Annotated in this window: 12 protein-coding genes and 1 tRNA gene; 4 read left to right on the forward strand and 9 right to left on the reverse strand. The window is 64.2% G+C overall.

The genetic code is table 11. The annotated features are described in order from the left end of the window. The 3 genes from E3O42_RS12765 to E3O42_RS12775 all read right to left on the reverse strand — a co-directional run. On the reverse strand, positions 1-691 hold a 691-nt coding region (locus E3O42_RS12765), incomplete at its 3' end, for a cytochrome c biogenesis CcdA family protein (RefSeq protein WP_134453953.1). A gap of 112 nt (positions 692-803) precedes the next feature. Then, positions 804-1,070, reverse strand: coding sequence for a hypothetical protein (locus E3O42_RS12770; protein WP_134454304.1), 267 nt, complete (start codon positions 1,068-1,070; stop codon positions 804-806). 273 nt (positions 1,071-1,343) lie between these two features. Continuing rightward, complete coding sequence (locus E3O42_RS12775; RefSeq protein WP_134454305.1) at positions 1,344-1,979, reverse strand: DUF3105 domain-containing protein; 636 nt, start codon at positions 1,977-1,979, stop codon at positions 1,344-1,346. Positions 1,980-2,678: 699 nt separating this feature from the next. On the opposite strand from E3O42_RS12775, the gene E3O42_RS12785 reads away from it, so the two are divergent. Then, positions 2,679-2,936 carry an SHOCT domain-containing protein gene (locus tag E3O42_RS12785; protein ID WP_134454306.1) on the forward strand — a complete coding sequence of 86 codons (258 nt, stop codon included), beginning with the start codon at positions 2,679-2,681 and terminating at the stop codon, positions 2,934-2,936. A 146-nt stretch (positions 2,937-3,082) separates the two neighbouring features. Further along, entirely contained in the window at positions 3,083-4,183 is a 1,101-nt protein-coding gene (locus E3O42_RS12790) for a YVTN family beta-propeller repeat protein (protein WP_241984818.1), read from the forward strand. A 638-nt stretch (positions 4,184-4,821) separates the two neighbouring features. Here the strand turns inward: E3O42_RS12790 and E3O42_RS12795 are convergent. Further along, the gene (locus tag E3O42_RS12795) at positions 4,822-5,670 is read right to left on the reverse strand and encodes a hypothetical protein (protein ID WP_134454307.1); all 849 of its coding nucleotides are present in this window, start codon (positions 5,668-5,670) and stop codon (positions 4,822-4,824) included. A 262-nt stretch (positions 5,671-5,932) separates the two neighbouring features. Here E3O42_RS12795 and E3O42_RS12800 point away from each other — a divergent pair, with 262 nt between their 5' ends. Continuing rightward, positions 5,933-6,250, forward strand: a complete 318-nt coding sequence (locus E3O42_RS12800; protein ID WP_134454308.1) for a hypothetical protein — start codon at positions 5,933-5,935, stop codon at positions 6,248-6,250. A gap of 45 nt (positions 6,251-6,295) precedes the next feature. On the opposite strand, the gene E3O42_RS12805 is transcribed toward E3O42_RS12800, so the two are convergent. From E3O42_RS12805 to E3O42_RS12815, 3 genes are all read right to left on the reverse strand, one after another. Beyond that, positions 6,296-6,369, reverse strand: a tRNA-Met gene (locus E3O42_RS12805). A 149-nt stretch (positions 6,370-6,518) separates the two neighbouring features. Then, entirely contained in the window at positions 6,519-9,428 is a 2,910-nt protein-coding gene (locus E3O42_RS12810; protein ID WP_174844268.1) for a UPF0182 family membrane protein, read from the reverse strand. 87 nt (positions 9,429-9,515) lie between these two features. Then, positions 9,516-10,640: a YlbL family protein gene (locus E3O42_RS12815; RefSeq protein ID WP_134454309.1), complete on the reverse strand. Its 1,125-nt coding sequence runs from the start codon at positions 10,638-10,640 to the stop codon at positions 9,516-9,518. 140 nt (positions 10,641-10,780) lie between these two features. Here E3O42_RS12815 and E3O42_RS12820 point away from each other — a divergent pair, with 140 nt between their 5' ends. Further along, positions 10,781-12,142, forward strand: coding sequence for a zinc-dependent metalloprotease (locus tag E3O42_RS12820; RefSeq protein ID WP_420897881.1), 1,362 nt, complete (start codon positions 10,781-10,783; stop codon positions 12,140-12,142). Positions 12,143-12,225: 83 nt separating this feature from the next. On the opposite strand, the gene E3O42_RS12825 is transcribed toward E3O42_RS12820, so the two are convergent. Continuing rightward, complete coding sequence (locus tag E3O42_RS12825) at positions 12,226-13,173, reverse strand: sugar-binding transcriptional regulator (RefSeq protein WP_134454310.1); 948 nt, start codon at positions 13,171-13,173, stop codon at positions 12,226-12,228. A gap of 91 nt (positions 13,174-13,264) precedes the next feature. Next, positions 13,265-14,494: an MFS transporter gene (locus E3O42_RS12830; protein ID WP_134454311.1), complete on the reverse strand. Its 1,230-nt coding sequence runs from the start codon at positions 14,492-14,494 to the stop codon at positions 13,265-13,267. Positions 14,495-14,517: the final 23 nt, after the last annotated feature.

Here is a 14,517-nt window from a genome sequence, read left to right on the forward strand (position 1 = left end):
CGGGCGCCATGCCGATGCCTCGAACCGCGATGATCATGGTCACTATGCCCATCCCGAGCATCAAGCCGCCGGACAACAGGCTCGACAGCGGCAGCCGTCGCCCGCCGGGCCTCAGGGCGACAGTGCGCGCCGTGAGCAGACGGCTATTGCTCCAATCCTTCCGATCCCACACCAGCGCCAGAACGCAGAGCGGCGCGACCATGCCGAACACGTAAGCGACACCCACCAGCGCGGCGGTAGAAATGGACGACGCCGCCCCAGACATCGCGGCAACTCCGGCCAGCACCGGTGCGCAACAAGCACTCGCCGCGCCAGAAAACACGCCCAACCCGTACACGGAGCCAATTCCTGACCCCGAACTCTTCCCCGATGGCATCGGGAGCATCAACTTCCACCCCACCAATGTGGCGACACCCACAACGACCATGGCAATTCCCACCACGCTGAAGATCCAGAAGTGGTACTGCCCCAGGGCACGGCTCACGATAGCGGCACCCAACGCAATGGGCAGGATGATCGTGCCGACACCCGCAGCGAAAACCAGTGTCATTCCCAAAATCTGGCCGCGACGGCGGAAGCTGGACGCGAAGAACGCCGGCAACATCACCGACACGCAACACGGGGCCAAAAGAGCGACAATGCCGCCTAAAAACGACGCAAGAATAGTGGTGGAGAGCAGGACCTGCTCCATGTGTGGCTCCTTCTAAGGCGGACAAGCTTACCGCTGTGCCGTGGGGACGGGTGCTGTCGGGCTACGGCGGATGCGGGCCGGTAGGACCAAGTCCGTCGCCTGGCACGTGCTGTTAGACCTGAGTTGTCGTCTTTGCGACTTCGTCGGTGGAGGTTGTGCCGTGGACATGGGAGTCCTGTGCGGTGTCATTGTTCTTGTTCTTGCCGCGCATCATCATGAACATCATCCCGATCATCATTACGGGGCAAGCCAGAACCGCTGCGATGGGAAGCGCCTCACCGATCGACCTTCCGGCCACAAGCAGCCCGCCTAAGATGACGACACCGATCACGATCATGCCGATGAGATGAGACTTGCCGCCGTGGTTGTGCCCGTTCATGGACCTTCTCTTTTCTGGGGTTCGGTTGGGTGGACTGCGTCCTCTGGTGGTGTGTCACTGCCTCGACTATTCACGGGGAAGATCTGAGCGATCGCCCACCCGCCGAGGATGACAAAGACCACACAAATTCCGGCGAGAATCGGCCAGGTACTTACGACCATCACGTCCTCCTACCGAAATTTCTTATTCTGACTGTGGTCCCTCTACCCGTTCCTCCCGGTGCAGGTTTGACGAAGAAACGGTAAAGATTGCTTTCCTCCTCTGATGAAAGCCTCAGCCTTGTACTCCCCCAGAACAGGGTGCGCCGGGCTCGGGGGTCTGTGGGCCTTGTAAGTAGGTCGCGAGGAATTCGCTCAGTCGCGGGTCATCAGCGCTTTGTACCTGGAGTTGCTTCCCCCAAGCCGAAGCAATGATCGGTGCTGGCAGGTCGGGGTACGGGCTCAAAATCTCATACGAGTTCCGTGCGGCGTTGGAGGTAAGGACGTCAAGCTCCGATGCGGGGAGGTCGCTTTGGTAAGTCACCCAGACGGCACCGTGCTCAAGGGAATGGACAGCACGCCACGAGTCCACCGGCTGCGTGTAAACGCCACAGTTCGTCAAATCCGCGGAGTGGTCCCCGCCGACCGGGGGCAACGCCGGGAAGGCAACCGTGCTGAGCACGTGGTCACGGCCTAGCTCAGAAAAGCTCTTCACCCCGTCGATTGTCCCTACGGGCGTGGGGCCGGCATCTGGCTCTCCTTGCGAGCCCCCGAAGACGACGACGCCGACCGTCGCCAACGCAGCAGCAAGGACGACTGCACCTGACCCGAGAAACAATACTTTTCGTCGCCGCTCGTCCTTTTTGAACTTCGCGCGGGCGGCCTCCACGATTGCTTGACGTCCAAGCTTTTTTGCGCTGTTTGATTCCATTTTTGATCAATCCATTTCTATGGGTTCTGTTCAGTCAAGTAATGGGCGCTGGCGGCACATCCGTCGCCTGAGTAAATCGCCGGCAAGGTGTGCCTGGTCTACCGGGCGCCGGGCTTAGGGGTGATGCCCTTCGTGGTCCACTTGCGAAGAACCCGAGGAGGGTTTTGGAGTGGAACCGCTTATCAGTGGGCCAAGGACATAGGAGGAAACAAGAAACATCACGATGAACAGTACGAGGGCAATACCTGGGGCCCACCAGCTCGCGAATCTGCGGCGCAGCGAAATGAGCATCGGCACCGACGCTACGAGGCCGAGAACACCGAAAAGGACAGTTCCGCCGCTACCGGCCACGAGGGCCGAACCGACGAGAGGGCCGATGTGATGGAGGACGTGCGGGGCCAGACCGGCGATCCCTCCCAAACTCCCGGTAATCACTGTCCGTACAGTGCGGGGTCGGCGCGCGGCAGTCGCGGTGGCGGGCACCGGGTCGACGACTAAGACATCGTCACGGTTGACTGGTGGAGTGCTCATCGTTCCACTTTCCTCCGCCCGCTCCTCGAAAACGATGAAGCCCGAGTAAAGGAACGATCAAGTTTCGAAAGAACCATACGGAAACTTCACAGTTCCTTCGACAGTTCAATATCCGAGCACGGAAGACTCGACGTATGAGCGCCTTTGGCTCAGACGAAAGGAAACACCATGATGGGAAATTATGCGGGCGGAATGGGCGGGGCTAGTTGGATCCTGATGAGTCTGCTTTGGGTGGCACTGATCGTCGCAATTGTATGGATGATCGTTGGAATGGTCGCTCAGCCCAGGCACGCAACTACACCGGCAGCGACACAAGAATTCAAGACCGACTCTCCAGCAGACATCCTGAAGCGCCGGCTGGCCCGAGGTGAGATCGACGTCACTACCTACGAAGAACTGAGTTCTGTGATGGGCAAGGTGCGCTAAGCGCGCTCAGGGGTACGCCGCCTCAGTGGGCGGCACGAGAAATTACTCCTCTTCGGCTCCACTGCGGCCATTGCCGGCGGAAGTTTGCCGTGCGTGCAGGATCCCACGCCTGAACCGGCGACAGGAAATACCAAACGAAAGTACTCATGAAGAAACGCACTCTCTTGACCGCTGCAGTCACAGCCGGCGTCGCGGCCGTTGTCGCCACGACGGTAGTCGTTGCAAGCACCACCGGAAACTCCGACGCGCAAGCGGCCACTCACAACAACATGGTCGCCGGCACCATTTGGGTCGCGAACGAAGACGGCGCCAGCCTCACCGCAATCGACGCCGCGACCAACACGGTCGCTACCACCCTCACCGGTATCGACAGCCCTCACAACGTGCAAGCCACCCAGGGTGGTAGCTCCATCTGGGCTGTGAGCGGCACGACGGCGATGGCTGTGGAGATCGATTCGGAAACCAACGAGGTCCACGGCGCGGTTTCCACGGGTGCGATGCCCGCCCACGTCATCGTGACCCCAGACGAGACCCGCACTTACACGACCAACAATGCCGACAACACCGTGTCAGCCGTCGACATCGCCACCATGACGACGATCGCTACGATCCCCGTCGGCGCCGGACCTCACGGACTACGGCCAAGCCCCGATGGCGCCACCATTTACGTGGCCAACATTAAGGGAACGACGGTCAGCGTCATTGACACTGCTACCAACACCCAGGTCGACGAGATCGAGGTGGGCAAATCACCCGCACAGGTCGCATTCTCGCCCGACGGGGAGTTTGCTTACGCATCGCTAAACGGTGAGAACGCTGTAGCCAAAATCGACACCACTACACGCCAACTCGTTGCCACGATTCCCGTGGGCGACGGACCAATCCAAACGTTTGTAAGTCCCGATAACAAGTACCTACTGGTAGCCAATCAAGGCACCGAAGATCAACCCAGTAGAACTGTTTCCATCATCGACACGACAACGTTCTCCGTTGTCCGCACGGTTGAGACCGGTGCCGGCGCGCACGGTGTCACCATCGACCCGACGAGTCGACACGCGTACATCACCAACACCTTTGACGACACGGTCTCGGTGCTCGACCTGAAAACGTTGAAAGTTGTTGCCAGCATCCCCGTCGGGTCAATGCCGAATGGGATCACCTTCTCAACCCAGGCAGCGGGAATCGCACCGACCGTCGAACTGGACCTGAATATGGACGGTGCCGATGGGGCCGGCATGGGCCACTGACGGAGGAGTGCGCTCGCGAGGTCATCGATAGCCGCGGCCATCCCTGCCCGGTTTTAGACCTGGACAGTCGAGGACTACCTCCCCACTAACGCCATATACCTCATCCAGGATGCGGCCAACCCCGTCGCCGTCGAGGTCGTCGACCCGGGGTGCACATTCTGCAAGGCGCTGTTCCAGAACGTCGAGGAGTCGGGCTTTGAGCAGAACTACTACCTCACCTACATCGCCAACCGATCGCCGGCACGGACGGCTATAAGCTCCCGAACTCTTGGCTCGTTAGGGAGTACCTCGAGTCACTGCGGCTGCACCCGCTGGACGGCGCCGAGACCCCAGTGAACTGGCAAATCCTCGAGTGCATCTTCACCGAGAAGGCGGAGACCGGGCTGCCTTGGCAGGAAACCATCAAATCGATGCACGCCGAGGAAGCCACTGCGACCCTGACTGGTTGGCTAAGCGTATTCGGACTGGGCAGGATGAGACCGACGTCGTGGTAGCGGCGGCCGGCTCCGATCAGGTCGCCGACATCATCGCCGCTAACAAGGCCGTCATCGAAGACGAAATCGCCACCATCAAGATCCCCACGATCATCTTCGACGGCCGCTGCCACGACGGCTTGGTTCCATCGCACCGAGCATTAGTCATCGATAGCGCGGCATCCGGCCAATGGCATCGACCGTTGGCACTCGTACCCCCGCGGAACCAACGAGGATCCCACCGAGAAGGACGAGGTCATGTCCGGGGGCGGCCTGCGGGAGAATGAAAGCCGGAGGCGAGTCGCTGAGTAGCTCAACCTGATCCATCGACGCTCCATGCTTTGCGCCGAAGACGATAAGGCAAGCCGAGCCCAATCGCCCCCGCCACAGCACTGACCCACGCCCATAGATCTTCTCGCCTGCTCCGCAATCTCTACCGCCAACGCGGCTGTGGGCTCGGTGAGCTTGCCCTTGCCGATGCCGGTCTCGTTGTCCCAGACGAGGCGCTTGGGCACCGCTTGCGGCTTGGAGCAGGGACCACAACCCGCCGAGCAGATCCGGTGTTTTCCGCGACGGCAACATCAGCGCTTGGAAGAACCCGGAGAACGTCGACGTCATCACCAGCACCGGCGGCGTGCCCTCTTGCCCGTTGCCTAGTGGCAACGGCTCGTGCGGGAACCACAGGTCGCACTGGACCTGCCGGCCGGGCTCGTGTACGAGGCGGTCTGCGGGATCCGGCGGTAGATACTCGGGCCGGATCCCGGCGACCTTGTCGCGGAACACCCACGCGGCGCCGGGCCAGCCGACGCGCTCGGCCAGCGTCGACGCCGGCATCGTCGGCGTCACGGCCGACAACGCCCGAACCTGCGGCGCGAACGCGTCGAAGCTCGAGCCCACCGCGGGCCGTTGGTACTTCGGCAGCCGGTCTGTTTCCAGCGCCCGCTCCGCCGTTCCGCGCGAGACGCCGACGAGCCGGCCGATCTCCCGCTTCGGATGCTCGCGGGTGGAAAACAACGGTCGGCGCTAACAAAGGGATTCCCAACATCGACGGCTTTCAGCGCTTCTCATACCCCGAACTCACGGGGCCCGTCGTGCAACTCCCGGAGCCCCACAAGCGCGAGACAATAACTGTGCCGATGCGGATCCCTGAGAGCACCGGTCCGAAGAAAAGCAGCAAGGCACAGCCAATCAAGTTCGTTCAGAAGTTCCCCTCCGGAGTGAGGTATGGGCGGGCCACTACGGGATGCGCAACCTCGTCGAGTCCTCTGATAACCACATGACGCAGTCGAGCGCCGAAGACATCGGCAACCGGCGAAAGAGGTCCGGCCGCGGATTCGCGTTTCATTATTTAGCGATGGCTCTAACAGCCGTCTCGGCTAACCTTCGACGAATAGTGACCTTCTTCGAAGCCGAGGGACAAAGCGCGCCGGGAGAAACAACTAAGTTCCGTTCGAACGAAGAATACGGCCTGCCGAAAAGCAGGCTATTTCTGTTTAACGACCGGTCGTCGGTCGTGCGCCGAGTGCGTGCACTCTGCCGGGTGGGCAAAAAGAAAGGACCGAGGCGGCATTTCTGCCGATCCGATCCTTCTTAGTCAATTTCATGAAAATCAACTTGGCATTCCGTGAAACGCCCTTAGTTGCGGGGGCAGGATTTGAACCTACGACCTCTGGGTTATGAGCCCAGCGAGCTACCGAACTGCTCCACCCCGCGCTACAAGAACTAAGTTACCACAGTTCCCCAAGCCCTTCGAATCGGCCACTCCACCCGGGCGCGTCGCGTCCGCACAGACAAATCGCGGGTGGTGCGACCGGGTGTCCCCGGCGCACCACCCGCGCACGGATGAGGCGGCGAACTACGCGTTACTGTTGGTCGAGCAGCACCAGCAGCTCGGCGACCGCATCGTTCAGCTTCTTGTCGGCAACCCCAAAGGCGGAGAAGTCACCCGACGTCAGGGCCGCCTGCTTCTCGGTCACGGCCAGTTTGGCTTCCGCGAGGAGCGACCTGATCTGAGCATCCGTCGCCGGGTCACCGGTCGTGGTCGACGGGGCTGTGCCTCCGTCGACGGGAGCCTCGCCCGGGGCGGGCGTTTCCACGGCCGGCACGTCGGTGTCGCCGGCGTTGGCCCCGGACTCACCGCCGAAGAGCACGTTGAGTGCGTTATCGAGTGTGTCCTCGAAGGCGATCTGGTCGCCGAAGGCCACCAGGACCTTCTGCAGCAGCGGGTAGCTGGTCTCACCGGTCGACTGCACATAGACGGGCTGCACGTACAGCAGACCGCCACCGACGGGCAGTGTCAGCAGGTTTCCGTTGAGCACACTGGACTGTCCCTGCTTGAGCAGGTTGAGCTCGGCGGAGATCGTGGGATCACCGTTGAACTTGGCCTGTACCTGGCCCGGGCCGGGCACCGTGATGTCGTTCGGCAGGGTCAGCAGGCGCAGCTTGCCGTAGCCCTCCGCACGTTCACCGTCGGTCGCACCCGCATCGGCGTCGGCGGCGAGGTAGCCCGTCAGAACGTTCCGGCTGGTCTCACCGGACGCGTTGGGGATGAAGGTCGAGTACAGCGAGTACGACGGCGCATCCTGGCCGGGCATCTGCATCGTCAGGTAGTACGGCGGCTGCAGGGTGGTGTTGGTACTCGGCGACACGGGGTCGTTCGGCGTGGTCCAGGCGTCGTCTTCGGAGTAGAACGAACCGGGGTCGGTCACGTGGTACTTGCCCAGGACCGCGCGCTGCACCTTGAACATGTCGGCCGGGTAGCGCACGTGACTCATCATGTCGCCGGTCATCTCGCTCATCGGCTCGACCGTCGACGGGAAGATCTTCTGCCAGGTCTGCAGCAGCGGGTCTTCCTCATCCCAGGCGTACAGCGTCACGGAGCCGTCGTAGGCATCCACTGTCGCCTTGACGGAGTTGCGCATGTAGTTGATGTTGTCCAGCGCGAACGGCTGCTCGGGCGTCTCGGTGTCGGCGATGGCATCGCTCAGGCTCACCGCGGTGGAATACGGGTAGCTGGCAGAGGTCGTGTACGCGTCGACAACCCACTTGACGCGCCCGTCGACGACGGTCGGGTACGGGTCGGAGTCGAGCGTGAGGTACGGGGCGACCTTCTGCACGCGGGTGATCGGGTCGCGGTCGTAGAGGATCTGTGACTCGTCGTTGACGGCGTTGGCCAGGAAGATCTGCTCGGACTGGAACTTGAGCGCGTAGATCAGCTTGTTGAACGGGCCGTTCAGGCTCGGACCGCCGTCACCCGTGAAGGTGGTGTAGGTCTGCTGGGCGCCGTCCTCGCCGGACGGGTAGTCCAGCTCGATCGGGTCGGTGCCCTCAGGCGCGCCGACGATCGAGTAGGTCGGTGAGGTCTCGCCGAAGTACACCCGCGGCTCGAACTCGCCCAGCGATCCGGAGGTGGGGATGCCGGACTCCAGGAACACCGGCTGGCCGTCGGCCGAGCGCTGGTTGCCATAGGCCGCGACGACGCCGTAGCCGTGCGTGTAGACGACGGAGGAGTTGACCCAGGTCTCGCTGCTCAGACCGCCGAGATCGAGGTCACGCACCGACACCACGGTGTCCTGGGACTTGCCGTCGATCGTGTACCGGTCCACGTCCAGGTTGGCGGGGAACTGGTAGTACTGCTTGAACTGCTCGAGCTGGGCGAACGCGTCGCTCACCAGGGCAGGGTCGAGGATGCGGATGTTGGCGGTGGTCTCGGCGTCTTCGCGCAGGGCGCCGGGAGTGGCCTCGGTGGTCGCGGTGTACGGGATCTCTTCGACATCGGCGACACCATAGGCATCCCTGGTGAGGTCGATATTGCGCTGGATGTAAGGCGCCTCGAGGGTCTTCGCGCTCGGGTCCACCTGGAAGCGCTGCACGACCCAGGGATAGAGCGAACCGATCAGCAGGCTGCTCACGATCAGCAGCGCGGTGCCGATCACCGGCAGGCGCCAACGGCCGATGAAGGCCGTAACGATGAAGAGAATCGCGACAAAGACCGCGATGCCTGCCAGGATGGCACGCCCAGGGATGGTGGCGCTGACGTCGGTGTAGCCGGCACCGGTGATCAGGTCGTTCGCCTGGGTGAGGGTGGAGTACTGGTCGAGCCAGATGCTCACGCCCTGCAGCAGCAGGTAGATCGCGGCGGTGACGGCGATCTGCACGCGGGCGGCCTTGGCCACGAACACCTCACGGCCGGTGATGCGGATGGCGCCGTACAGGTAGGAGGTGGCGAGGGCGACCAGCGCGGAGATGAGCACGACGGCGGAGCTGAAGGCCAGCAGCGACTGGTAGAAGGGCAGGTCGAAGAGGTAGAACGACACGTCGAAGCCGAACTGCGGGTCGGTGGTGCCGGCCTCGGTACGGTTGAGCCACATCAGGATCGTCTGCCAGTGCGTCGCGGCGGCGACGCCGGCGAAAAGGCCGAGAAGAGCGGGGATGCCGTACATCGCGAGCCGGCGCAGTGGCTCGATGACCTGCTGGTAGCGGTCGACCTGCGAGTTCAGCTTGGCGTAGACCGGGCGCAGCCTGTAAGCGACCTGGATGCTCACCCACACCGGCACAGCCATGCCGAGGAACCCGACAACGAACAGGACCGCGCTGGCGATCCACTGCGTGGTCAGCACGCTGAGGAAGCCGAGCTGGTCGAACCACAACACGTCGGCGTAGAGCCCGGCGAAGATGAAGAACAATATCACCAGCCCGGCGATGATCGCTGCCGTAATGGCGAGCGGGGCACGGCTCCGGCGTGGAGCGCTTCCGGCGGATGATGTGGTCACGAATTGGCCTCTTGCTCTGATAGATCGGGGGTCAGACCCTCATTCTATGCAGGCCTCCTCAGGGCAAACCCCAAGTTCGCTGAGGGCTCACCCAGAAGTAGCCGTGCTGTCAGGCCCCGGGCAGGTCGGCAGGTCGCCGGTGTCGGCTCCGGTGCGAATGGCATCGAGCGCCGTCAGGGACTCGTCGAGGGTACCCACGGCCAGAACGGTCAGGCCATCAGGAATGTGACCGGAGACCTCGTCGCAGTTGGCGGCGGGCGCCAGGAACCACTCGGCACCGGCGTTTTTGGCACCGAAGAGCTTCTGGCGGATTCCGCCGATGGGGCCGACGGTGCCGGACTGATCGATGGTGCCGGTGCCTGCGACATCCGCCCCGCCATGGATGGAGTCCGGGGTGAGCTTGTCAATGATGCCCAATGCGAACATCATGCCGGCGCTGGGCCCGCCGACCTTGTCGAGTTGGATGTTGACGTCGAAGGGGAACTTGTAGTCCGACTTGACGTTGATGCCCAGCACCACGTTGCCGTCGATGTCGATGGGGGCGACCTCGACGCTCTGCTCGGCGCCGTCGCGGCGCAGCCCGACGGTGGCGGGGGCGTCGGCGCCGTTGGCGGTGAGCGCGGCCCGCAGCGCGGTGATGTCCGCCACGGCTTCACCGTTGACGGTCTCGATCAGGTCGCCGGCCCCGATCAGGCCCTCCGCCGGCGCCTTGTCGGCCAGCGACACCACGCTCAGTTCGGTCGGGTAGTCGTAGCCGAGGTTGGTCAGCGCCGCGGCGATGGCGTCCTGTTGGGAGTTGACCATGGCCGCCTGGTTCTGCTCGTCGCGCTGTTCGGTGGTGACGTCGGCCGGAAAGACCGACTCGATCGGCACCACGGCCTGGCTCGGGTCGAGCCAGGCCGACGCCACCGTCAACCAGTTCAGGCGGTTGTCCGGGTTGCCGAGCACCGAGACCGTGAGCAGGTCCAGCGTGCCCTCCGTCGGGTACACCGTCTCGTCCGGGATCGTGATGAGGTCGGTCTTCTTGCCTTCGTACTTGGCCGAGCCCAGCGTGTTGTACACGGGACCCGGCTTCTCGACGACGTATGGAGACGGCACGATGGCCAGTGTGAGCCCGGTGACCAGCGCGATGCCCAGCACCACCCACCCGGTGCGGGAAGCCCGGCGGGGTCGGTCGGAGCCCGGATGTGGTTCAGCGGTGAAGAGGGCCACCAGGCTCCTTAGAAGGATGAACGGAAGTTCGCAAGCTGTTCGCTACAGGCGACAACGCAAGAACCCAGCGTAGGTCATTTCCCAGTTCTAGCCGGGGTTCTCGGGCTAGCGTAGAGGGACGCAACTGAGAGGTGCCTGAAGTGGCCGATGACTCCCGACCCGACGAGGGTCAGAACCCAGAAGACGAATTCCGGGACATGCTCCGAGACATCCTGTCGGGTAAGTCGTCCATCGACCCCGGCCAGTTGGCCGGCGCGGCCGGACTCCCGAATGATCCCGCGAGTGTGGCGGCGCTGATGAACCAGTTGCAGGGCGCCCTGAAGGGCGGAGACGATGGTGGCATCAACTGGGGCATCGCCCTGCAGCAGGGCCAGGAACGCGCGGCCACCGGGCAGCTCAGCACGATCGACGCCCAGCGCGCCGAGTTCGAGCAGGCCTTCCACATCGCGGCGCTCTGGCTGGACGACGTGATCAACGTCGCCGAGCTCACCGTCGTACCGCGCTTGATGACCCGCAAGGAGTGGGTGACCGCCACCATGCCCCTCTGGAGCCAGCTCTCCGAGCCCGTGGCGACGAGCATCTCGGACTCCCTCACCAACGTGCTCACCGAGCAGGCCCCCGAGGAGCTCAAGGGCATGCTCGCCGGCGCCAGCCAGATGATGCGCAGCCTCGGCGGCACCCTGTTCGCCATGCAGCTGGGCCAGGTTGTCGGCCAGCTCGCCAGCGAGGTCGTCTCCGGCGGCGACATCGGCATCCCCCTCTTCAGTGACCAGCAGGCCGCCCTGCTCCCCCAGAACGTCGCCGAGTTCGGCGAAGGCCTGGATGTGCCGACCGACCAGGTGCAGATCTACCTCGCCGTGCGTGAGCTCGCCCATGCGCGCCTGTTCAGGCATTCCCGCTGGTTGCGCCTGCACATGATCAGCTCCATCACCGATTTCGCGCACGGCATCACCATCGACACCGACCGCCTGGAGTCCCTCGCCGAGGGCTTCGACCCGTCGAACCCCGAGGAACTGCGCGACGCCATGGTGAACGGCTCGCTGATCCCACCCAAGTCCGACGCGCAGCTGGCCGCTCTCGGCCGGCTCGAGACCATGCTCGCCCTGGTCGAGGGTTGGGTCGACGTGGTCACCGTGGAAGCCACCAGCCGGCTGCCGCGCGCCGACGCGATCAACGAGACTGTCAAGCGACGCCGGGCATCCGGCGGGCCGGCGGAGTCGGCCTTCGCCACCCTGGTGGGCCTGGAGCTACGCCCCCGCCGACTGCGCGAGGCCGCCGCGATGTGGCAGGCCGTCACCGACGCCGTGGGCAACGAGGCCAGGGACGCCCTGTGGGCGCATCCCGACATCCTGCCGACGTCCGAGGACCTCGACGACCCGCAAGCCCTGATCGCCCGTCTCACCTCCACGGCCAAGGGCGAGCCCCCCGTGCTGGACGACGTCGACCAGGCCCTGGCCGACCTCCTCAGGGACGACAACCCCGACCGCCCCCACGAGGCGTAGCCACCGTTCCCCCTCTCGCGAACTGTGAGCTAAGCACCAAGAACTTGCGTTCTTAGGTGCTTAGCTCACGGTTCGCGGAGAGGTCAGGCGGCCTTGATCAGCGCCTGGGCGGTGTCTTCGTCGGTGATCAAGACCGTGCACAGGCCGCTGAGGACGACGGATCGGGCGATGGCGTGCTTGCGTGCGCCACTGATCACGGCGATGGACGTCTTCGCTCGGCGTAACTGCTCGAGCGGGATGCCGAACGTGCGTTCGTCCAACGCCTGGTCGACGATCTGGCCCGAGCTGTCGATGAACCTGCCAACCACGTCGCCGACGGCGCCCTTGCGCACGAGCTCGTCGACCTGGTCCTGCGTGAGGTAGCCGCTGTCGATATGGGCGGAGCCCGCGTCGGCCTGGCCCGCGCTGAACAGGTAGGCGGAGGCCGAGGAACCCATCTCAAGCACCGCCGCGACAGAACGGTCGGAGGCGATGGCCAGTTTGGTCTCGACACGCTCCAGAATCGCGGGGCTGGGCAACAGCGTGAACTGGCCTGCGCCCTTCTGGGCGATGCTGACGGCGGTGGCCGCGGCGGTTCCCGGCCGGGCGTTCAGGCTCACCCCGCCGTTGATCTGCACGACATTGACGCCGCTGGCCCAGCCGGGTTTGAGCTGAACCGAGATGTCGTAGAGGGTGCGGCCCCAGCTGATGCCGAGCGTGCGCGGCACCGGACGTAGGGCGCTGAGGTAGTCGGCGGCCGCCTGCGCGGTGCGTTTCTGCAGGTCGAATTCGTCGACGACACCGGCTGTGGAGACCACGATCGCGTCGGCGAGGCCTGTGGCTCCGCGTAGTTGTCGTTCGATGCCGAGACGGCGGGCGCGGGGATGAACGATCTCGATGCGGATGAACCCGTTCGCCTTGGCCTGGGCCAGTAGCCTGCCGACTTTCCAGCGAGTGATCCTGAGGATCGTGCCGATCTCGTCCTGGGTCTTGTCTTCTTCGTAATACAGCTCGGCCGCCCGAATAGACAGCAGCTCGTCGATGTCGGTCATTCGTTGGTGCCTTCCTACGTGGCCCTAGCGTAAGTGGAGTTCTCCAACCGGTACAACACTCGTTGCCGATCTTGCTCATATGAGCATGGGCTCACGCGCGGTGCCGGCGCTCCAGGTCGTCCTCGAGGAGGTGGGGGCGGGCGATGACGGCGCCGGCCACGGTGACCGCCAGCGCCGTGCCGATCAGGAACAGCAGCGGCGCCGTCCAGCCCCCGGTGACCTCGTGCAGCAGGGCCACACTCAGCGGGCCGAGCGCGCCGAGTGTGTAGCCGACACTCTGCACGAACCCGCTCAGGGCGACCGACCCGGCATGGGTACGGGTGCGCAGGTTGATCAGCACAAGGACGAGAGGGAACAGCAACGGCCCGAGCCCGGCAAGGACCACCCAGAGCCAGGTCAGCATGCCGGGGGCCAGGAGAAGTCCCAGGTCACCGAGCAGGAAGACGGCAGCGCCAAGATACACGAGCGCGGCCACGTTCTTCATCCGGGCGGTCAGCCAGGGAATCAGCAGGGCGCAGGGAATCCCCATTGCCGCGTACACCGAGAGCAGGGTACCGGCCTGGGCGGGGGTGACGCCGGCGGTGTCGATGAGCAGCTGCGGAAGCCAGGCGAACATCGCATAGGCGTTGAGCGACGATGCCGCGAACACGACGGCCAGCGCCCAGGCGATCGAGGAACGCCAGATCCGGCCCACCAGCGCCGGTTCGGCTTCGTCGACGACGGCGCCGGGAGTCACCTGCACCCGGTGCCGCACGAACATGGTCACCCAGGGAACGAGGGCGACCAGTACCGGCAGCACCCAGAGCCCGAGGGACACCCGCCAGCCGGCGGCATCCGCGACCGGAACCGCGATCAGTGGCGGGAACAGGGTGCTCAGCGACAGCATCGTCACGTAGAGCGACGTGACCAGGCCGATCCGGTCGGGGAAGTACTTCTTCACCAGGGGTGGCAGCAGCACGTTGCCCACACCGAGGCCGGCGAACGTGACCACGCTGCCGATCACCAGAACCGGGGGTGAGCCGGCCAGGCTGCGAGTGAGGTGCCCGATCAGAATCGCGGTGAGCGCCAACACGAGAACGTTCTCCAGGCCGAGCCGGCGCGTGTAGACCGGGGTGAAAATACCGAAAACGGCAAAGCAGACCGGCGGCAGCATGCCGAGGATGCCGATGGCCGTCGCGGTCAGCGGTATGTCGGTGGAGATCTGGCTGACGATGGGCGAGAGAGCCGCGACGGCGGTGCGCAAGTTGGCGGCGACCAGGACGATGCCCAGAAGCGCCAGGGTTCGCCCGGTCCACAGGGGGCGGGGAGACTGTTCTGACACTCCGCAAGTCTAGGCTGGACGGC

Source organism: Cryobacterium adonitolivorans (assembly GCF_004402695.1).
In the GTDB taxonomy this organism is placed as follows: Bacteria; Actinomycetota; Actinomycetes; order Actinomycetales; family Microbacteriaceae; genus Cryobacterium; species Cryobacterium adonitolivorans.